Here is a 20,451-nt window from a genome sequence, read left to right as displayed (position 1 = left end):
TTACGCACCTTTTTGCACCGTAATCGCAGCTCGATAGGCTGGGGGCCATGCGAGTCACCAGTGTCGGCCACGCCGGATTCTTCATCGAGACGGCTGCGGGCAGCATCCTCTGCGACCCCTGGGTCAACCCCGCGTACTTCGCCTCCTGGTTCCCATTCCCAGATAACGGCACCCTGGACTGGGACCGGCTCGGGAACTGCGACTACCTCTACGTCTCGCATCTGCACAAGGACCATTACGACCCGAAGAATCTGACCGAGCACGTCAACAAGGACGCCGTGGTGCTGCTGCCCGACTATCCGGTGCCGGACTTGAGGCGCGAGCTCGAAGGGCTGGGTTTCCACACGTTCGTGGAGACCGAGGACTCGGTGAAGCATCACGTGAGTGGCCCCAAGGGTGATCTGGACATCATGATCATCGCGCTGCGGGCCCCTGCCGATGGACCCATCGGCGACTCCGGCCTCGTGGTGTACGACGGCACCACCACGGCTTTCAACATGAACGACGCCCGCCCCGTCGATCTGGATGTGCTGGCCCAGGAGTTTGGGCATGTCGACGTGCACATGCTGCAGTACTCGGGGGCTATCTGGTACCCAATGGTCTACGACATGCCCGCCCGCGCCAAGGAGTCCTTCGGCACCCAGAAGCGGCAGCGCGGAATGGACCGGTGCCGCCAGTACATCGCACAGGTGGGCGCCACCTGGGTGATCCCATCCGCCGGGCCACCGTGCTTCCTGGACGCAGAGCTGCGTGACCTCAACGACGACCACGGCGATCCTGCGAACATCTTCCCAGACCAGCTGGTGTTCCTGGACCAGATGCGCCAGCACGGCCACGACAGGGGTCTGCTGATGATTCCCGGCACCGTCGCGGATTTCACTGGCTCCGAACTCAATTCATTGACACATCCGGTGTCCGACGAGGAGGCCGAACATATCTTCGGCGCCGGGAAGGCCGCATACATCGAGGCATACGCGCAGCGAATGGCTCCCGTACTGGCCGCCGAGAAGGCGGGGTGGGCGCCCGCCGAGGGGGAACCGCTACTGGAGCCGCTGCGTGCCAAATTCGAGCCGATCATGGCGCAAACCGATCAGATCTGCGATGGCATCGGCTACCCGGTAGAACTGCGCCTCGGCGCCGAGACTGTGGTGCTCGACTTCCCTAAACGCATTGTCCGCGAACCCATTCCCAATGAAAAGTTCCGGTACGGTTTCGGGATCGCACCCGAGCTGGCGCGTACCGTGCTCCGCGATGACGAGCCCGACTGGGTGAACACCATCTTCCTATCCACCCGCTTCAAGGCCTGGCGAGTGGGCGGCTACAACGAGTACCTGTACACCTTCTTCAAATGTCTCACCAACGAGCGCATCGCCTACGCCGATGGCTGGTTCGCCGAAGCTCACGACGACAGTGCCTCGATCACCATGGACGGCTGGGAGATACAGCGCCGCTGCCCGCACCTGAAGGCTGACCTGTCGAAATTTGGTGTGGTGGAAGGAAAGACGCTCACCTGTAATCTGCACGGATGGGACTGGAACCTGGAGACCGGCCGCTGCCTGACCTCCAAGGGCCACGAGCTGCGGTCCAAGAAGCTCGGCTAGGCCGGAACCAACTCGAACATCGGAATCACCCGGTCGATCCGCGCCTGGTAATCGCCGAAGAACGCGTACGCGGCCACCAGCGCCGGGAACATGTCGTTACGCTCGCTCGAATCCAGCTCGCGCACAACGGCGTTGTAGGTATCCGGAACTATCTCAACGGTCACCTCGGGATGGGCGCGCACATTGAAGATCCATGATGGGGGCCTCTGCTGTCCGCCGTTGGACCCCACAATGAACCTGCGCCCGTCGTGCTCGAAGTACCCCAGCGGGGTCAGCCGTTCGATTCCTGACTTGGCGCCGGTGATTGTCAGGATGAGCACCGGCATCTCATCGTCGGCCACCCCGGGCAGCTTGCCGCCGTTCTCGCGGAGCAGCCTGATCATCCGGCTATTGTGTTTCTGCACCCCGTTTTCAGAAAGCTCCCGATACGTATCCGATGTCACACCTTCGGTCATATCTCGACGTTAGCGCGAACTCAGAAGTCCGAACCCCACCGTCCCGCCTAGCGGACGTTACGCACCCGCTGCCGCAGCTCGGACGCCTCGACGGACTCGGTGCTGTACACGCGCACCACCGCCTCGTCACCTGCCTGTAGGTACGTGGATTCGCCCAGGGGCGTGTACTTGGTTGCCCCGATACCGATCAGCACATGCGCGGGGTGCCCGGCGGCCACCATCAGCGTGCCCACATCCTCCAAGGGAGTGTCTGGCGAACCCTTTTGGTTGTCCAATCTTTCGGTGATCCAGTCCAAGAGCACTTCGCCGTAGTAGGAGTAACCAAGTAGCGGGCTGTCCACGCCGTACTCGTGCTCTTGTCCGTCCGCGGTGTGCAGATGACAGTTCAGCCGCAGGGTGGCGGTTGGTCCGTCGGGGGTGAGATCGCTGACTTCAAAGAACTGTCGCGCAACGCCTTTGGATGCCGCACCCCAATTCTTCTTATAACTGATCTTGGGGGCATTGGGCCGCCGGATCGAGCAGTCGTTGAAAGCGCCCAGCGCAAACGGCTCCAGCGATGCGACGACGTCACCACGCCAATGCACCCGGCATGCCAACCCCACCTCGGGTTCGATCTGCAGGTTCAGCGGGGTATCACTCTCGGGCAGCACCGTCTCATCGTGCGAGAGCGGGAACTGCCCCAGGAATCCATCGTCACCGGGCACGTACCAGGGGAAGATCCCCTTGGGCGCGATGCCGTTAGACGCCACGTTCACGAAATCCGCAGACTCCCCGGCCTGTTCGAGATGCCCGGCGAAGTTCCCGGCCACCCCGAGGCCGAACCAGCTACGCAGTTCGTCCAGCTCGACGTCGAGCATCTTGCTCATTTGGGCTCCAGCACTTCGGTTCCGACGAAGGGCACCAGGGCCGCGGGTACCCGAACGCTGCCATCGGGTAACTGGTGGTTCTCCAGGATCGCCACCAACCACCTTGTGGTCGCCAGCGTGCCATTGAGTGTCGCGGCCGTCTGCGGCTTACCGTTCTCGTCGCGGTAACGCACAGCCAGCCGCCGCGCCTGGAAGGTGGTGCAATTGGAGGTAGAGGTGAGTTCGCGGTAGGCCTGCTGCGTCGGCACCCACGCCTCGCAGTCAAACTTGCGTGCCGCCGACGATCCCAAATCTCCTGCCGCAACGTCGATCACGCGGTACGGCACATCGATGTGGGCCAGCATCTGACGCTCCCAGCCCAGGATCTTGTTGTGCTCGGCCTCGGCGTCCTCGGGCTTGCAGTAGACGAAGGCCTCCACCTTGTCGAACTGGTGCACCCGGATGATGCCGCGGGTGTCCTTGCCGTAGCTGCCGGCCTCGCGGCGGAAGCAGCTGGACCATCCGGCGTACCGCAACGGGCCCTCATTCAAGTCGAGGATCTCGCCGGAGTGGTACCCGGCGATCGGCACCTCCGAGGTGCCCACCAGATACAGGTCGTCTTCCTCGAGGTGGTACACCTCGTCGGCGTGGGCACCCAAAAATCCTGTGCCACCCATGATTTCGGGCTTGACCAATACCGGGGGAATCAGCAGGGTGAAACCGTTGGCCACCGCGGTCTGCACGGCCAGCTGCAGCAGACCGAGTTGCAGCAGCGCTCCATATCCGGTGAGGAAGTAGAACCGGGCACCGGAGACCTTCGCGCCGCGCTCCATGTCGAACAGGCGCAGCGACTCGCCCAATTCCACATGGTCCTTGGGGTTTTCGATGGCAGTCGGCTCGCCCACCAGCTCGCGGACCACAAAGTCCTGCTCGCCACCGGCCGGGACGCCGTCGATCACCACATTGCTGATCGCCTTGTGTGCCTCGGTGAACGAGGCTTCCGCCACCACCTGCTCGGCTTCGGCCGCCTTGACTCGCGCCGCGAGTTCAGAGGCGGCAGCCAGCAACGCGGGGCGCTCCTCGGGCGTCGCCTGACCTACCTTCTTACTTGCCGTCTTCTGCTCCGCGCGCAGAGTATCGCCGGTCGACACCGCCGCACGCCGTGACGTATCGGCGTCGAGGAGCACATCCACGAGTGCCGGGTCCTCGCCTCGCAGACGCTGCGAGGCACGCACCGCGTCGGGATTTTCACGCAGAAATTTGAGGTCGATCACTCGCTGAACACTACTGGGGCTAGTTTCCGCACCTGCGATTCAGCCCAGTGCTGATCCATCGGCTCGAACAATCGTCTCGACCTGGGCACGCAACGCCGCCAGCTCCTCGTGCTCGGTCGGCGAGTACTCGCGCGCCACCTCGTCGAGCACACACACCGTGCCGACGACCTCACCGGCCGAGTTGTGAACGGGAAGCCCCAGATAGTTGGTGAGGCCGAACTCGATTTCATCCTCGTTGCCCGCGAAACGCGTGTCGACGCGCGAGTCCCTCACGAAGACCTCCTCACCGGTGTCCACGACGCGCTCGCAGTACAGAGGGACCCTGCCCTGGTCGTCTCCCGCCTTCTTTCCGACAGAGCCAACCGTGTAGTGCTCGGCCGCCTCTCCAGCCGTGGCAGCGACAGCCATCGCACCAGGCTCCGAACGCATGACCAGCACCGATCGGACACCTAGTAGGCGCGCGACCTCGTCAAGCCGCGGCGCCAGCTCAGCGAGCTGCGGATTGGTCTCGGCAGATGCCACGCAGCAACGCTCTCCCACCGCGGCGACAGCAGCGAGGGTTGCACTCACCGTGAATCCGCAGGCGGCCTAACGGCCGAACAGGCTCAGATACTCGTCCTTGCCGAACATCCGCGCCGCATCGAGCGCGGACGGGGTCCCGGCGGTGGGATCGGCGCCCGCATTGACCAGGATTTCGACGATGTCATCGGAGCCCTTGAACACCGCGCCGGCCAACGGGGTCTGCCCCTTGTCGTTGGCGCGATTGACGTCGGCGCCGCGCGCTATCAGCGACCGCACCGTCGACGCGTTCCCGTGGTAGGCGGCCAGCATGACAAGGGTGTCGCCCGCCTCGTTCGTCAGATCCACCGGTGCACCGGAGTCCAGGTACGCGGCCAGGGTGGACGCGTTGCCCTCTCTGGCCATATCGAAAAGCTCGTGGGCGAGCGCGGCGACCTGCTCGGCAACGCGGGCCTGATGCTCGGCTTCCCCCGCTGAAGAGTCGCCGATCTCGTCGCCGTCATCACGGTCAGGTTCCATCGTTGTCACAGAGTTCAATCTAGCTGCGCTCGCGGACAGCATCGCTGGGCTAACCCGCACCGCCACCTGTAACAATGACTGCAGTATGAGTGACGAAGCCGAACCCACGCCGAAGGTCGAGCGGGACGAGTCCTCCCCGGACCAATCCACCAACGACGAGGTGGACACCGATACGTCCGCGGACTCCGCTGCTGAGTCCGCGGATGCTGCCGTGCCCCCCGCGGAGGCCCAGGAAACCCCGGAGACCCCCGTCGCCTCGGACTCTGATACCGAATCGGCCGCTGCCGACTCTCCGCAGACGGAAGTCTTGGACTACCCCGAAAACGAGGATCCCGACGCTTCCGCCGATGGCGTCGACGAGGCCGCTCAGCCGGCAAAGAACCACTGGTGGGAGGGCCTGAAAGAGGGCCTTAAAGAGCGCTCCACCCACCGTGCGCTGCTGCTCGTCACTTTTGGCGGGTTGTTCATCGCGGGTCTCACTCAGGCGCTGCCGGACGGCTGGACCTCGGCAGATCGTTTGGTCAACAAGATCGATTCCAATCCGGTACCGAGCACCGGCGCCCCGGGCAACAGCACCTTCAATTCGGCAAAGGGTGGCGACTGCCTCAGTTGGTCCGCGCCCACGTCCATGGCCGACGTCCGGACCGTCGATTGTGCGACCGACCATCGTTTCGAGGTCGCCGAGTCGATTGACCTGCGGACCTTCCCCGGCACGGAGTACGGGCCGGATTCGCAGCCGCCCAGCATGGTGCGCATCCAGGAGATCAGCCAGGAGCAGTGCCAGGTCGCCATCAATCGCTATCTGGGCGATCGCTACGACCCGAACAGCCGATTCACCATGGGCATGCTGTACCCGGATAAGAAGGGCTGGTCTGAGGCGGGCGAACGACGCGTGCTGTGTGGGCTACAGCTCCCCGGCTCCGATAACCAGCAACAGCTCTTCCGCGGCAAGGTGGCCGAGCAGGACCAGTCCAAGGTCTGGCCGGTAGGCACGTGTGTCGGCATCGACTCGACGACGAACCTGCCCACCGAGCTCCCGGTGGACTGCGACAGGGCTCACGCCATGGAGATCACCGGAACCGTGAGCCTCGCGGAGCAGTTCCCGGGTTCGGTACCACCCGAACCCGACCAGGATGCGTTCATCAAGGACAACTGCAACCGCCTGACCAACGAGTACATGGGCAATCCCGACGGGTTCCGCGCCACCACGCTGACGCTGTCGTACAACACGATCACCTTGCCGAGCTGGACCGCGGGGAGCCGTCAGGTCAGCTGCAACATCGGTTCCACCCTCGGCAACGGCGCGTGGTCGACCTTGGTCAACAGCGCCAAAAGCGGGCAATTACTGATCAATGGGCAACCGCCGGTACCGCCGCCGGACATTCCCGCGGACCGGCTGAACCTGCCGCCGATCCCGTTGTCCACCACCCCGGCGCCGACCCAGCAGCCGACTCAGCAACCCAGCTACACCCAGCAGCCGACATACACGCAGCAGCCAACCCGCACTCAACAACCAACACAGCAACCGACCCAGCAGCCGACGCGGACCTCTGCGCCGCCGACGTCTTCGGTCGCGCCTAACCCGAGCAATCCTCCTGGTAACACGATCGTGACGACGCTGCCGCCGGGCGCGGGTCCACCACCGCCTCCCGCGGGCCCGCCGATGGATGGCCCACCCATGGAGGGACCGCCGATGGAGGGGCAGGTGCCGGGACAGGCACCGCCCGGAGCCCCGCCACCCGGGCCGGCCTAGCGGTGCCCGCACCCGACTCCGGCCCCTGATGGCCGTCCCGATGAGCGAGCAACGGTTCGAAGAACTCGTCGCCGATGCCCTCGACGCCGTGCCGCCCAAGCTTGCCGCCGCCATCGACAACGTGGTGGTGCTGGTCCAGGACCAGCATCCGGAGGATCCCGAACTACTCGGGCTATACGAGGGGATCGCGCTGACCGAGCGTGACAGCTTCTACGCGGGCGCGCTGCCGGACACCATCACGATCTATCGCGAGCCGTTGCTCGAGATGTGTTCCAGCGAACACGAGGTGATCGACGAGGTGACGATCACCGTCATCCACGAGATCGCTCACCATTTTGGTATCGACGATGAGCGACTACACCAGCTGGGCTGGGACTAAAGAGGCGGCTGAGGTTTGCGGGAAAAATATCCAAAAATCTCGGAGAATGATGGAACCGAACAGAGGGATCCGCCGTCCATCTCTAGTGAAAGGGCAAATCTGCCCGTAGGACGACGCGAGACGAGCGGGGGAAAGGGGACAGAAGATGGCTGACGTACCGGCGCCCGCCCAGCGTGAGGAGATCCGTTGGGACCTGGCTAACCAGCCGGGGACTGTTCTACAGGTCGATCCGGATGTGATGAAGGATGCCGCTGTCGAGTACGACGCGATGGCGCAGCGACTGCAGGAGGCTCTCGACAAGCAGCTCGAGGCCACGAAGTTCGGCTCCGCGGGCCGCGACGAGGTGTCCACCGCGGTGGCCAACGCGTCCGCGAAGACCAACGAGAACTTCGAGAAGGTCGCCAAGGACGGCATCGAGCAGCTCAAGCGCATTGCCGAGGCGTTCCGACGCAACTCGCAGGCGTTCGTGGATCTCGAACGGCACAACGCCGCCCGTATCAATGGTGTGGGGGAATAGATCATGACCGGATTCACTGGCGTCAACTGGGTGGCCCGTAAGGCGAAGAAGCTGGCCCTGGACCTGACCACCGGTGCGGGCCCGACGCATGTTGTCGACAGCGCCCTGGCCTGGCAAGAGATCAGCGCCGCGTTCGCCGAGGTGCACGAGAACAGCCTGGGCGTCAGCGAGAAGCTCGTGGAGGGGTACCGCGGACCTCGTGCCGAGGAGGCGCTGTCCAAGCTGACCCCTTTCACCGAGTGGCTGGACAAGATGGCCGGACTGACTCAGGAAGTCAGCGACACCGCCAACACCTACGCCGAGTCCTATGGCACCGCGGTTCTTGACATGCCGCACATCAACGACCTGGCCCAGCTGGAGAAGGCCAAGGCCGAAGCTTTGTCGGCTGGCGGAGCGCTATTCGGACTCCACGCCACCACCGAGGGCATGGAGCAGGGTCTCGACCTGCAGGCCGCTAAGGCCATGGAGACCTACGAGTCAGCCAGCGTGCCCGCGGCCAAGGTCGTGGAGTTCCCGGCGGCTCCGGAGATCATCAAGTACCCCGAAGAGAAGTCGGAAGCCAACAGCGGCAACACCGGTGTCAGCGCTGCGGGCGTTGGCCTGTCCGAGATGGGCCCGAGCCCGCTGAGCCCCGACTCGGTGCCCGGAGTGCAGAGCGCCCGCGCGGCGGCCATCTCGATGACCGCCAACGCGGCCGCCGCCGGCGGCTCCGGTATGGGCATGGGCGGAATGGGTGCGCCGATGGCCGGCATGATGGCCGGCGGCGCGCTGGCCGCGAGCGCAGGCAAGGGCATCAAGGCCGGAAACGTCAACAGCAAGAAGGATGAGGACGAAGACGACGAGAAGCTCACCGCCATCGGCGCCACCGGCGTCTTCATGGGCGACGAGAGCAAGCCCGTCGAACTGCCGGACATTCTGACCACCAAGTCGGGTACCGACAAGGTCGCCGACTTTGAAAACATAGATGCCTCAACGCTGTTCGAGCGCGGCGGCTCCAAGGGAGCAGTGGCGCCGCCGGTCCTCGGTGCGAGCGCGGAGCTGTGACCGTCCGCCTGGACTTCGACGAACTGGAGCTGACCCGCGAGATCACCGGTAACGACCTCTTGCCGGTTGTGTTGGCCGCGGGTCCGCGCCACGAAGACGAAGTCGAACATCGAGACGCCCTGGACAGCGCCCGCGCCAGGCTCAAGGAGCGCAACCTGCTGAAGGGCGAGGACCTTCACCCGACGCTGCGCGACATGCTGACCTCGGCCAGCAAGGCCACCGGTCAGGTGGCGGTACGCCGTTGGGCGGGATCGCAGATGCTGCGCCTGTGCCTGGTCGAGCACGGCGAGGCGTATGTGCTGCTGGTCAACGATGGCGAGGGTGTGGCCATGCGATCGGTGTCCGGTTCACTCGGCGCCGAACTGTGGCGCTACCTGGGCGATGCCACCCCGCTGAAGTTCGGGTCGATCAACGCGCCCGCCGAGCAGCTGGCCCTGGCCCTCAATGCCGAGCCCGCCGATATGGCCCGCCATCTCATGGCGCTCGGTGCCACCAAGGCCGACGCCGTAACGGTCGCGAAGGCGATGGCTCGCCGCGGCGCGATGACCGAGATCACCGCGATTCGCCGAGTCGACGGCATCACCGACCGCGCACCTGGCGGAGTTGCGGTGTACGACACCGCGTTTGGCCGAATCATGGCGACTCCCAGCACATCCGCCGACGGTGCGTTGTGGGCCACGCTCACTCCAGCGACACCGCAGCGGATGACGCACGCGCTCAAGAGCCTCGGCCTGGAGTAGGGCAACGGCCCTGTTCACACCGTCTTGGTGACGCCGTAGTAGCCGATGATGTCTTCAGTTCCTGAGGTCGTGCTGGTGAGCACCGCATAGGACCGCAGGAACGACTGCCCGATGCACCCATCGATCTTGATGTGGACATCCTTGAGCGTGACGCGTGATTGCGTGCCCTTGAACTTCTTCTTGGTGACAGAGACGTTGATGACCTCACCGGGCTTTGGTCTCACCTCAATGTTTCCCACGAGGGGCATGCTGATATTGCCGAGTCCGGACTGGCCGATCGACGAGGAGAGGCCGACGCTTCCGGTCAGACGAACACCACTCAGCGCGATACCGCAGCCGATCTGATAGCCCGCCTCGACGGTGCCGCCTTTCAACTTGGTGCTACCGCCTCCCTTCACGGTGGCGATGAATGTGCCTCCGGCCAGATACTCACGGGATGAGGTCGCCGTGGTGAGTGGCGGGATTGGCAGCTGGGTCTCTTCCTCGGCCGCAAGCGTCAACACCCAGCCGTCCGGTGTGGTGACGGTCGCCGGTGGTTCTGAGGCGACGACGCCGGTGTCCAACGCTGGGCCTGGTTCGCCCTCCACCGGGGGCGGCGGGTTCTCGGCTGCGGCGGGCAAGGGAAGTGGAGAAGGAATGGGTTCGGCCGATGCCAGCGGGGCCGCTCCCGTGAGTACGCACGCGGCAGTCACCGTGGCAAGAGTTCTGTACATGGTCATCGACGCCTCTCAAAACTGGATGTGGTTGAGCAAGTATGGGTTTGGCTGGTCCAGAAGTCAGACGGCCTTGGTGACGCCCATGTAGGTGATCACGTCCTGCGTGTCCTCGGTGGAACTGGTCAAAATCGCATAGGAGCGGATGAAGGACTGACCCACGCAGCTGTCGATCTTGATACGAAACGCGGTAATAGAGACGCGGGCGGTGTCCCCCTCGAATGCCATCTTGGTGACCGGGATGATGGTCGCGGTCCCCGGCTTGAGGGTCGGGCGGACCTGCGCAAAGACGTTGCCGCCGACGCTGGGCACGCCTGCGGGGCTGATCTGTGGCGTGATGCCGCCACCAAATCTCAGGTCGACCTCGGCAGCGCTTATGCCACAACCGATTTGGTATCCGGCCTCCAGGATGCCGTCGGTCAGTTTGGTGGTACCGGCCCCCTTGATGGCTCCGAGGAAGGTGCCACCGACCAGATACTCGCGCGAGGACAGGGCCGTGGTCAACGGCGCGACAGGCAGCTGCACCTCGTCCTTGGCCGCGACAGCCAGAATCCAGCCCTCTCGCGTCCGTAGGGTGCCCGGCTCCCCCGACGCGACGGCACCGTCTGCCGCAGGCGGGACCGGTACCGAATCGGCGGCCGCTGCATCCGGAAGTGGCTCGCCGCCCGGCGGATCCGCCAGGGCCACGGGCGCGATCGCACCGAGCGCACACGCGGTGGTCAGGACGGCAAGACTTTTCAGCATGGTGGCGGCGGTGCCTCTCAGTTGTCCAACACGGTCCATCCCCGGGAAGCCCGGGGGGCGATACCTGGTACCCCTTTGGGGTATGGATGATTTTTAAGATGACCTCATTTACGGCGCGTGAACGGATCGGGAACGGGGCTTGTCTGTTGAGCATCCGTTCCATGCGCACGCGGCAGCGTACGTGGGATGGACGTCTCCGGCCCGGCAGCTGGACGCCGAGATTGGCATAATGGCAATATATGAACCAGACCGATCCGAGTGAGTGACCAGTCGGTTCCGGCGCAAGACTCGAGGAGGTGGCGGTGTCCGGCCAGCGACAGCGGATCAGCCGCGCAGAGTCTCAGCAACGTACTCGGGAGGAACTTCTGAATGCGGCCGAGGAATTGTTCCTCGCCAACGGACTAGGCGGGACAACCGTCACCAAGATCGCCGATGCCGCCGGCCGGACCGTCGGAGCGATCTACTCGAACTTCTCCAGCAAGGAGAACCTTTGCGCAGAGGTGCTGCTGCGCTGCTACATGCGAACCTTCTCCGAGGTTGCCGGAAAGCTCATCCAGTCAGCGTCCTCCATCGACGACCAGATCACTCAACTAGCGCACTGGTCCGCGGCGTTAAGTGGGGATGAGGGCCTGGTAGCGCTGGCGGCAGAGTACGCGCTCGCCATCCACAAGGATCAGGCGCAGCTGGCTGTCTCACAGGGCCACATCGCGATGGGGCGCACTCTTCTCGGCGCGGTGCTGGCCAACACCCTCCCCGACACCACCCCGGAGGACGAGCGTGACACCGCGCTAACCGCGGTCCTCGCAACCGCCGCAGGATTGGCCTTGGGCCGCACGCTCGGGACCATCGACGACACCCAGTACGTCGATCTGTTGACGCGCACCCTGCGGCTGTGGATCGCCGATCTGCGGCAGTTTCCGAACACCTCCAGCTAATCTTCCAGGACAGCCCGCCAGCCAGCACTCGGGCAATCCTGCTTTCGCGGAACGTTTCCAGACCCTCGCACCGGCAGGCATTGCGCCTTCATTCAGATAATTCTATTATCTGAATGAAATTCTCGACGAGGAGAGGTCCGCCCATGGTTGAAGCATCGTTCCGATTTACGGCTCCCCGGGGGTGTTCGTTATGCCGGTAGCCGTTGTCACCGGGGCGGGCAGCGGCATAGGCCGGGCGACCGCCGAGCGATTCGGCCGTAAGGGCTGGACGGTCGTAGTTTCCGATATCGATGAGACGACGGGAGCCGAGACGGTCGATCGCATCGCGGGGGACGGCGGGAAGGCCGTCTTCCTCCGCCTGGATGTCGCAGATCTAGCCGACTGGGAGCAGTTCACCGACTGGGTATGTGAGCAATACGGGCCCCCGGACCTGCTGGTGAACAACGCGGGCATCCTCATCGCCGGCGGATTTCTGGAGCAGACGGGTGCGGACTGGCGACGAATGATCTCGATCAACATGATGAGTCCGCTCGTCGGGTCGCGGCTATTCGTACAGCGCATGATCGACGCGGGTGCGACGGGCCATATTGCCAACATCTGCTCGGTCGGGGCGTTCATGCCGACACCCTTGGCGCCGTCGTACGTTGTCGCGAAACAAGGGGCTTGGTTCGGAACGCAGGCATTACGCGCCGAATTCGGCCGCCGCGGTATCGGTGTCAGCGCGATCTGCCCCGGCCTGATCGATACGAACCTCTCCGCGAACGGCACGCGCAGCGGCGTCGACAGTCCCACGGGCACAACGTGGACCGACAAGCTGAGCCGCGGGCAACACTTCCTCGGCCGATCCCCCGATCACGTCGCCGCGGCCGTCGAACGCTCCATGCGATGGAACCTGTCCACCGTGCCCGTCGGTCTAGAGGCGTGGTTCGGCTGGTACCTGTACCGGCTGTCTCCTGGCCTGACGCGTGGGCTGCTGGGTCTGGCCCGGATGTCCTTGGCCGATCGTGTCGTGGATCTGGGCGCGCGTGCGCTGACCACCCTGGGTATCGGAGGAAATCGATGAAGACCGCAATAGTGACCGGTGCCGGCTCCGGTATCGGACGAGAAACCGCTCGCCTCTTCGCTTCTCGGGGCGACCGGGTGATCCTCGCGGATATTGATCTCGACGCGGCGGAGGCCGCGGCGGGTGACATCGCCACCGGCGGCGGCACGGCGATCGCGTATCAGCTGGACGTCGCGGATGAACAGCAGTGGGAGACGCTCGGCACGTGGGTCGGCTCCGAGTTCGGCGCGCCCAACCTGCTCGTCAACAACGCCGGAATCATGGACTGGGGCGGGTTTGTCGACACGACCGCGCAACAGTGGCAGCGCACCATGGACGTCGACTTGATGAGTGTCATTTACGGATCCCGGATCTTTGGCCAACAGATGATCGATGCAGGGGTTCGTGGGCATATCGTCAACATCGCTTCGGGGGCGGCCTTCCTGCCGCACAAAATGATTCCCGCGTACGGCACGGCCAAGGCGGCCGTTCTGATGGCATCGCAGGCGCTGCGGGTCGAGCTGCGCCGACACGAAATCGGGGTCACCGCAATATGCCCCGGTGTTATCAACACCAATCTGATCGCCAATGGCCATCGCGCCGGAATCAGCGACGACGATCAAACGCAGTGGTACGCACAGGCCGGCAAGATTCAATCGATCAGCTATGCGGGCCCGGAGAAGGTGGCACGCGCCATCGAGAGATCGGTACACCACAACTGGGCCGTCGTTCCTGTCAATCCCGAATCATGGTTCATCTACGGCCTTTATCGGTTGTCGCCGAGCCTTAGCCGCGTCCTCACGGGCATCGGCTCATTCGAATTGGCCGACAGCCTGATGTCCCGGTTGCAGCCCCTCCTGAATCGAGTCGGACAGTGAGCACACCGCAACCGGAATTCGATGTCGCTGTCATTGGCGCGGGGCCCGGCGGTATCGCGGCGGGGGTCAAGTTGTTACAAGCCGGAATCGACAACATCGTGCTGTTGGAACGCGCCGACGACGTCGGGGGAAGCTGGCACGAAAACCACTATCCGGGCCTGGGAGTGGACGTTCCGTCCTTTGCCTACCAGTACTCCTTCGCGCGAAACTCTCAGTGGAGCAGGCTCTTTCCCAAAGGGGACGAGGTCAAGCAGTATCACGTCGACGTCGCGCAGCGCTTCGGCGTCTACGAACGGGTCCGCTTTGACACCAACGTCGAACGAGAAGAGTGGGACGACACCGGATTCTGGAACTTAGTCACCAGCGACGGTTCGGTCATCACCGCACGCTTCGTGATCAGCGCCGTCGGTGCCTTCGTCCGCCCCAAAGCCGATGTCGGCATCGCGGGGGCAGACTCCTTCAGCGGCAAGGTGCAGCGACCCACCGACTGGGACCACGCGTACGACATGACGGCCAAAAGTGTCGGCATCATCGGCACCGGAGCCAGCGCGGTGCAGATCATTCCCACCATCGCACCGCAGGTATCGCGCCTAACCGTCTTCCAGCGCACACCGGTCTGGTCCCTACCCAAGCCGGACCTCACATTGGGCCCGATCCTGCGTCGTGTGTACGCGGCACCCGGAGTGCAACCCGCGCTCAACGGCGCCGTGCTGGTGCTGGCCGACATATTGCTCCGCACGCTGAGCAAGGCACCGTTCCGATATTCACGCCCCGTGATGGACAGGTTCGATGCGACGTGCATTGCCGCATACCGCCGCTATATCCGCTGGATAGTCGACGACCCGTCCACCGGCGAGAAGCTGACACCGGATTTTGGCTCCCTCGCGAAACGCCCCACCATTTCCAATGGTTATCTGCGGGCATACAACCGAGACAACGTCTCACTGATCACCGAGCCGATCGAGAGAATCACCACCGATGGCGTCCGGACGCGCGATGGCGTCGAGCACCGGTTCGATGTGCTGATCCTGGCCACCGGATATGAGGTGTTCTCGGACCCGGAGACCTACCGGCCCGGAGCCATTCGGGGCCGCAACGGGTTTGACCTAGCCGCATACTACGCCGAACACGGACTGCAGGCCTACGAGAGCGTCGCTGTACACGGCCTGCCGAATCGGTGGACACTCTGCGGACCGTACTCGTGGACCGGATCGGGCTGGCACGCGTTTATGGAAATGACCTCCGATCACGCGGTACGCGCCATCGTCGAAGCCAACAGGCGTGGAGCTGGCTCCTGCGAGGTACGCAAGGAGGTTGCCGATGCGTACCATCGCATCGTCCGCCAGCGATCGGAAGCCATGCGCTACTACCTTGCCGAGCTGAACGGACACATCCCCACGTATTACCGGAACTCGCAGGGCGACAGTACGTATCTGCGGCCCGCGGGGTTCTTCGAGGCGCGGCGCAGTACACGCAAGTTCCCGCTCGACGACTACGAATACGCCTACGGGAAGCAGCCCGCAGAGGTGCTCACATGAATGCTCCGCTACCCATCGCCGTACCGGGCGATACCGTCAAGATCTCGATGCTGGGGAGTGGCTCAGCGCTGCAAAGGTTTACCCACGCGGTGGCCCGGGTTCTGCTGCGAGCACCGTTGGAGGGTCTAGCCAGACTCGCCGCGCGTTTTCCGTCATGGCGGACGCCCGGATTCCGCGCCGCCAACTTCGTCGAGGTGGCGGCTTACCCGTTGCGCCCGAGTCGCGGTACCCGGCGGCGCATCGTGACGTTTCCACACTTCCGTGCTGAATGGTTGTGGCATAGGGACCTTCCCGATCCGGAGAATGCGGAGGAGGGTGCGATCCTGTACTTCCACGGCGGCGCCTTCATCCTGGGCGGTCTACACAGTCACCGGCGCATGACCGCACGTCTCGCGCGCACGGCAGCGACGCGGCTACTCGCGGTCGACTATCGCCAGCTCCCGCTGGCGCATATCACCGAGTCCGTCGCCGATGCCATGACCACCTACCGATATCTACTCGACCAGGGATACTCCGCCGACAAAATTGTGTTCGCCGGCGATTCAGCCGGAGGCGGACTGGCCTTCAGCGCGGCTCTCGCCGCCCGAGACCTTGGGTTACCGGTGCCCGGTGGCATCGCCGCTATCTCCCCGTGGGCGGATCTCGATTGTTCGGCGAAGAAGGCCCATCCGAACGAGGCCCGTGATGCGATGCTATCTGGCCTCATTCTCTCGGTTCCGGGCGAATTGGGCATGGCCCCCGACGGTGAGTTGGACCCGTCCTGGTCATCGGTAAACCGCGATTTCACAGGCATGCCACCGGTTTTCATCCAGGTGGGATCGCTCGAAGTGCTGCTGGTCGATGTCGAGCAGTTGGCCCGCCGCTGTGCCGAAGCCACCGTGCCGTGCACGGTCCAGATCTGGGATCACGCCGTGCACGACTTTCAGATCGCCGCCGATATCCTGCCCGACGCCCGCGCCGCGGTAGCCGACATCGCGTACTTCATCAGCCAGATCACCAATCCGACCAACTCCAAGGCAGGCACATCGTGAGCACGCCCACTCCCCAGCATGAGGTTCTTGTCGTCGGCGCCGGATTCGGCGGCATCGCCGCAGGTGTCAAGTTACGCAAAGCGGGTATCGACGATTTCGTGATCGTCGATAAGCACCCATCCGTGGGCGGAACGTGGTTCATCAACAAGTATCCCGGTGTCGCGGTTGATATTCCGTCATTCATATACAGCTATTCCTTTGCCCAGACCGGGAACTGGAGCCGGCTCTTCGCGCCCGGCGACGACCTCCAGCAGTACGCCGAGGACGTGGTCGATAGGCACGGCCTGCGCGACAAGCTGCGGCTCAGCACCACGGTGCTCGGCGGAAGATTCGATGAGACCACCGATATCTGGCACATGGAGACCGATAAAGGTGAGATCACCGCTCGCCACGTAATCGTCGGGATCGGTGGGCTGGAGGTGCCCAATCTGCCCACCATCCCCGGCATCGACACCTTCGCCGGCAAGCTCCAGCACACCACGTCGTGGGACCACGACTACGACCTGACCGGCAAGCGGATGGCCGTGATCGGCACCGGTGCCACCGCGCTGCAGTTGGTGCCAGCGATCGCTGATCAGGTCGGTCACCTGACGGTGTTTCAGCGCACCGCAATCTGGGTCGCACCCAAGCTCGACTTCAAGACCGGCCCCCTCACCCGATTCATCTTCGGCAATCGTGTGCTGCGTGCGCCGTTGCGCGGTGCCGGCATGATGCTCGTCGAGCTAGGGCTCGGCGGTGCGCTGCTGGGCGGGCAGCTGCTGGGGGAACGCCTGTACAAGGCGGTGCTGCAGAGTGTGGGTCTGGCGCTGCGGGGATGGATGTGGACACAGCTCCCCGGAGAACCCGAACTACGCAAGAAGCTCACGCCCACTTACGCGTTCGGCTGCAAGCGGCCATCCATGCACAACGCGTGGTTTACGACGTTCACCAAACCCAACGTCGATCTGGTGACCGAGCCCATCGAACGCATCACCGAGAACTCCGTCATCACCGCCGATGGGGCAGAGCACGAGATCGATGTTCTGGTGTGCGCCACAGGATTCAAGGTCATGGAAAAGGGTGCCACGCCACCGTTCCCGTGCCTGGGTCGCGACGGCGTCGACCTGAACACGTGGTGGGACGAGAACCGCTACCAGGCCTACCAAGGAGTGACCATCCCCGGTTGGCCCAACGCATACATGCTGATCGGGCCCTGGGCGTACTCACCCGGCTCGTACCTGGTTCTGTTGGAATCGACGGTTACGCACGCCGTTCGGGCCATCAAGGAAACTCGCCGACGTGGAGCCACCCGTTGCGAGGTGCGTCAGGAGCCTCACGATAAGTACTGGCAGCAAATGCTTTCGCGCGCCGCCAAGAGCCACCTTCCCACACCGCTGTGCGCGGGCTCGAACACCTACTACATCAACTACCAAGGCGATGCGGCCGCGTATCGTCCATCAACCAACACCGAGATGCGCTTGCAGAACCGGTATTTTCCGTTCACTGACTATCAATTCACCAGCGCTAGCCGGCAGCACTCAGTCGATCTCGCCACGTCTCGAGGGTCTGCATGAACACGCTGGTTGACTGATCGGGCTCGACAAGACCCAGCGTGTGGTTGACCACCAACCCCATCCCCGTGGCAACAATTGCGGCCACGGCGTCGTCAAGAATAGGATGGTCCAGGGCTGCCACGCCCTCGGCTTCAAGTTGGCCCGCGAACACTGCCTTCGCGCCCGCCTGCAAACCGGCCACATTCTCACGAATCAGCTGAGCCTGTTCCGGATCATGGCGGACCGCGAGTAGATACTCCGCGGTCAGACCGATCCAGTCGGTCTCACCACTGAGTACGCGCCACTTGGTCTCGACGATGGCAAGTTTGTCCGCTGCGCTCTCCTTGGCCATCATCGCCAACGCGACCTGAGTCAGCCACCCTTCGTAATGGATGCGCAGAAGTTGTTGACACAAAGCGTCTTTACTCTCGAAGTTGCTATAGATCGAGCCCTGGGTACGGCCGGCCTCGGCGGCAATTTGCGCAACCGTCGTCGCGTGAAAACCCTTTTGCAGGAAGACTTTCTCGGCGGCTGCGAGCACGATTTCCCGCGTCTGCGCCTGCAGTTCCTCGCGGGTCAGCGCCCTCGGCATCGACACCCCGATCGCTAGTCCCCGCGCCCTGTCGCGCGCTTTCCGTCTCCCGGCACCGGCCGGTCGGTTCGCAGTATATCGATCTGCCGCAGCCGACTCGACGATCGTTACCCGGGACACGAACGGACCTCGGCGCTAAGGCGCTGTGCCGACAGAGCTAGGCAGCGGGGCCTGAACGAGCGCCTTGGCGATGTCGCCGGCCGCGGCGATGTCGGAGGCCTTGTGAGCCCGAAAGTCCCAGGTGACTTCGCGGCCTCCAGCCGTCACGACGAAGACACCACCCAACTGATAGGGGTCCCCGGTCCGTTGATATGGATATATGCCCTCGCGTATGAGCCTCACCCACGGTCCGAAATTGGAGGGTCCGATCGTTCCCCCGCGATAGCGCCAGAGTCCCATCGTCCGATAGAGCGTCTGGTCCTGGGTTGTCAGCACCAGGAACCGTGTCTGGGTGCGCTTACGGAAGGTGAAGCCCTGAATGGAGGTGCCCAACCCGATGAAGACGACTTTTGCTCCGGCAGCGGCGATCTCGTCGTAGTACCTGTTGAGCGACTGCGCCTGCCGAACCGCGAACGCACTGCCGAACTGCCGCAGGAAGACGAACGCCACCGGACCGTCGGCCCACAGCTCCTGAAACTCATGCAGATGATGGCGATCATCGAGGAGCCGCTCGTTCGCCATGATGTCGATACGTGTCATACCGACACCTCTGCCGGCTGCGCCGTGACCAGAGCATGCATCGGGCACGCGCTCTCCCCCAGCGTTCCGCCCTTGCCCTGTTGCAGTGTCAAGCCCACGTTGTGATCGAATGGCACCGGCCCTGCATCTGGCGCATGCCGAATCGCGTTGTGCATGTATCCCCACATCTCGTATCCGAACCAGGGCAAGATCAATTTCTCGACCACCGGATTGCGTAGCGCGCGCACCGCGCCCTTGATCGCAACGGTGCCGATGGCCGGCCTGATCCGCATGGTGGTCAGTCCACAGATCTCGCGGACATACGGCGTGAGCAAGGGGATCGCGGCCCAGATCGCCAGCTTGATTCCCGCGCCCATAATCACGTTGGGGTACAACGGCGTCCAGGGGTTATGCGTCAGGAAATCAGTGAGTTCCTGCGCCGGCCGCGTGAATGCCATCAGGTTCTTCTCCGCATTGCGAACCCAGGCCTCGACGTCCTCCGGCGTGGTGGGTAGCTCCCCAGCCGGCATGCCCATCAACTCGCACACGCGCACCTGCTCTTTGTAGAACTGGCACTCATCCTCATACGTCGCATTCGGATCACCGAACTTCTTGTACGCACGCCACAGGTGTGGCCACCCGACTACGTACGTGAACTTCAGTGTTTCAACGTGATTGGCACGGAATGACTCCCCGGTGGACGGTACATCACCGTTGATGTGCGCGTGCTTACGGAACAGGTCGCGACCGACCTTGACTGCCGCCTCGCTGTCACCCGCGACAGCGCCCGCGAAGAACAGCAGACTTCGGCGGACCCGGCCCACCGTGTCGTAGTAGTACGTCGTGTGCTGCCCAACGCCATAGGCCCCGTCCGGGTCGAGGACGGAAATAAACAGCCCCGAGAGCGCTCCCATCCCGGCGACCATCACGTTCTCGTAGACCTTGAAACTGAGCGAGTCGAGTCCGAAGTAGCCGTCGTTCTTACGCGGGGCCTCCGCGATCTGCAGTGCCCTCTTGCCGTTCTTGCCATGCAGCTTGAGCAGGAAGTCATACCGTCGGTCACGCCTGCGGCGTTGTTCAACCGTTCCGGCATATCTCGGGTCGTCGCGCAGGCTGCCCATG

General features: G+C 63.7%; 22 protein-coding genes. 12 read left to right on the top strand and 10 right to left on the bottom strand.

Features of this window, described 5'->3' with window-relative positions:
- Positions 1–47 precede the first annotated feature (47 nt).
- Positions 48–1,601, top strand: a complete 1,554-nt coding sequence (locus B4394_RS13840) for an MBL fold metallo-hydrolase (RefSeq protein ID WP_078315337.1) — start codon at positions 48–50, stop codon at positions 1,599–1,601.
- Here B4394_RS13840 and B4394_RS13835 read toward each other — a convergent pair.
- The 5 genes from B4394_RS13835 to B4394_RS13815 are packed head-to-tail and all read right to left on the bottom strand — an operon-like array spanning position 1,598 to position 5,213.
- Positions 1,598–2,056 (bottom strand): nitroreductase/quinone reductase family protein, encoded by a 459-nt coding sequence (locus B4394_RS13835; protein WP_078315336.1) that lies wholly within the window; start codon positions 2,054–2,056, stop codon positions 1,598–1,600. The genes B4394_RS13840 and B4394_RS13835 overlap by 4 nt on opposite strands.
- A gap of 47 nt (positions 2,057–2,103) precedes the next feature.
- On the bottom strand, positions 2,104–2,913 hold the full coding sequence (locus tag B4394_RS13830; protein ID WP_078315514.1) for a DUF5718 family protein: 810 nt from the start codon (positions 2,911–2,913) through the stop codon (positions 2,104–2,106).
- A gap of 5 nt (positions 2,914–2,918) precedes the next feature.
- Positions 2,919–4,175 (bottom strand): serine--tRNA ligase, encoded by a 1,257-nt coding sequence (serS, locus tag B4394_RS13825; protein WP_078311369.1) that lies wholly within the window; start codon positions 4,173–4,175, stop codon positions 2,919–2,921.
- A gap of 39 nt (positions 4,176–4,214) precedes the next feature.
- Positions 4,215–4,745: a GAF domain-containing protein gene (locus tag B4394_RS13820; RefSeq protein ID WP_286142066.1), complete on the bottom strand. Its 531-nt coding sequence runs from the start codon at positions 4,743–4,745 to the stop codon at positions 4,215–4,217.
- A gap of 18 nt (positions 4,746–4,763) precedes the next feature.
- Complete coding sequence (locus B4394_RS13815; protein ID WP_078311371.1) at positions 4,764–5,213, bottom strand: ankyrin repeat domain-containing protein; 450 nt, start codon at positions 5,211–5,213, stop codon at positions 4,764–4,766.
- Positions 5,214–5,298: 85 nt separating this feature from the next.
- Here B4394_RS13815 and B4394_RS13810 point away from each other — a divergent pair, with 85 nt between their 5' ends.
- From B4394_RS13810 to B4394_RS13790, 5 genes are all read left to right on the top strand, one after another.
- Entirely contained in the window at positions 5,299–6,966 is a 1,668-nt protein-coding gene (locus B4394_RS13810; RefSeq protein WP_078311372.1) for a septum formation family protein, read from the top strand.
- A 28-nt stretch (positions 6,967–6,994) separates the two neighbouring features.
- Positions 6,995–7,345 carry a metallopeptidase family protein gene (locus tag B4394_RS13805; RefSeq protein WP_078311373.1) on the top strand — a complete coding sequence of 117 codons (351 nt, stop codon included), beginning with the start codon at positions 6,995–6,997 and terminating at the stop codon, positions 7,343–7,345.
- 145 nt (positions 7,346–7,490) lie between these two features.
- Positions 7,491–7,862 (top strand): PE family protein, encoded by a 372-nt coding sequence (locus B4394_RS13800; RefSeq protein WP_030096139.1) that lies wholly within the window; start codon positions 7,491–7,493, stop codon positions 7,860–7,862.
- A 3-nt stretch (positions 7,863–7,865) separates the two neighbouring features.
- On the top strand, positions 7,866–8,906 hold the full coding sequence (locus tag B4394_RS13795; protein WP_078315335.1) for a PPE domain-containing protein: 1,041 nt from the start codon (positions 7,866–7,868) through the stop codon (positions 8,904–8,906).
- Complete coding sequence (locus tag B4394_RS13790; RefSeq protein ID WP_078315334.1) at positions 8,903–9,646, top strand: ESX secretion-associated protein EspG; 744 nt, start codon at positions 8,903–8,905, stop codon at positions 9,644–9,646. Before B4394_RS13795 ends, B4394_RS13790 begins: the two co-directional genes overlap by 4 nt.
- A gap of 14 nt (positions 9,647–9,660) precedes the next feature.
- Here B4394_RS13790 and B4394_RS13785 read toward each other — a convergent pair whose 3' ends face one another.
- Together B4394_RS13785 and B4394_RS13780 are read right to left on the bottom strand one after the other, a co-directional pair.
- Positions 9,661–10,359, bottom strand: coding sequence for an MspA family porin (locus B4394_RS13785; RefSeq protein ID WP_078311377.1), 699 nt, complete (start codon positions 10,357–10,359; stop codon positions 9,661–9,663).
- Positions 10,360–10,422: 63 nt separating this feature from the next.
- Positions 10,423–11,103, bottom strand: a complete 681-nt coding sequence (locus B4394_RS13780; RefSeq protein ID WP_078311450.1) for an MspA family porin — start codon at positions 11,101–11,103, stop codon at positions 10,423–10,425.
- 302 nt (positions 11,104–11,405) lie between these two features.
- On the opposite strand from B4394_RS13780, the gene B4394_RS13775 reads away from it, so the two are divergent.
- The 6 genes from B4394_RS13775 to B4394_RS13750 all read left to right on the top strand — a co-directional run bounded on the left by B4394_RS13775 (position 11,406) and on the right by B4394_RS13750 (position 18,080).
- A complete protein-coding gene (locus B4394_RS13775; protein WP_078311451.1) occupies positions 11,406–12,038 on the top strand; it encodes a TetR/AcrR family transcriptional regulator in 633 nt (210 codons plus the stop codon).
- Positions 12,039–12,228: 190 nt separating this feature from the next.
- The gene (locus B4394_RS13770) at positions 12,229–13,101 is read left to right on the top strand and encodes an SDR family NAD(P)-dependent oxidoreductase (RefSeq protein WP_078315333.1); all 873 of its coding nucleotides are present in this window, start codon (positions 12,229–12,231) and stop codon (positions 13,099–13,101) included.
- The gene (locus B4394_RS13765) at positions 13,098–13,958 is read left to right on the top strand and encodes an SDR family NAD(P)-dependent oxidoreductase (protein ID WP_078315332.1); all 861 of its coding nucleotides are present in this window, start codon (positions 13,098–13,100) and stop codon (positions 13,956–13,958) included. The genes B4394_RS13770 and B4394_RS13765 overlap by 4 nt, the downstream gene beginning before the upstream one ends.
- On the top strand, positions 13,955–15,496 hold the full coding sequence (locus B4394_RS13760; RefSeq protein ID WP_078315331.1) for a flavin-containing monooxygenase: 1,542 nt from the start codon (positions 13,955–13,957) through the stop codon (positions 15,494–15,496). Before B4394_RS13765 ends, B4394_RS13760 begins: the two co-directional genes overlap by 4 nt.
- On the top strand, positions 15,493–16,527 hold the full coding sequence (locus tag B4394_RS13755) for an alpha/beta hydrolase (protein WP_139360181.1): 1,035 nt from the start codon (positions 15,493–15,495) through the stop codon (positions 16,525–16,527). The genes B4394_RS13760 and B4394_RS13755 overlap by 4 nt, the downstream gene beginning before the upstream one ends.
- Positions 16,524–18,080 (top strand): flavin-containing monooxygenase, encoded by a 1,557-nt coding sequence (locus B4394_RS13750; RefSeq protein WP_078315330.1) that lies wholly within the window; start codon positions 16,524–16,526, stop codon positions 18,078–18,080. Before B4394_RS13755 ends, B4394_RS13750 begins: the two co-directional genes overlap by 4 nt.
- Here the strand turns inward: B4394_RS13750 and B4394_RS13745 are convergent.
- From B4394_RS13745 to B4394_RS13735, 3 genes are all read right to left on the bottom strand, one after another.
- Entirely contained in the window at positions 18,031–18,657 is a 627-nt protein-coding gene (locus B4394_RS13745; RefSeq protein WP_078315329.1) for a TetR/AcrR family transcriptional regulator, read from the bottom strand. The two genes, B4394_RS13750 and B4394_RS13745, sit on opposite strands and share 50 nt — an antisense overlap.
- 129 nt (positions 18,658–18,786) lie before the next feature.
- Positions 18,787–19,350: a peroxiredoxin-like family protein gene (locus B4394_RS13740; RefSeq protein ID WP_078311382.1), complete on the bottom strand. Its 564-nt coding sequence runs from the start codon at positions 19,348–19,350 to the stop codon at positions 18,787–18,789.
- Positions 19,347–20,450, bottom strand: a complete 1,104-nt coding sequence (locus tag B4394_RS13735) for an oxygenase MpaB family protein (RefSeq protein WP_078311383.1) — start codon at positions 20,448–20,450, stop codon at positions 19,347–19,349. Before B4394_RS13735 ends, B4394_RS13740 begins: the two co-directional genes overlap by 4 nt.
- Position 20,451 lies beyond the last annotated feature (1 nt).

Source organism: Mycobacterium sp. D16Q16, from assembly GCF_002013745.1.
GTDB lineage: Bacteria > Actinomycetota > Actinomycetes > Mycobacteriales > Mycobacteriaceae > Mycobacterium.
Note: the sequence above shows the minus strand (reverse complement) of the source record. Positions and strands in the feature narration are given on the sequence as shown.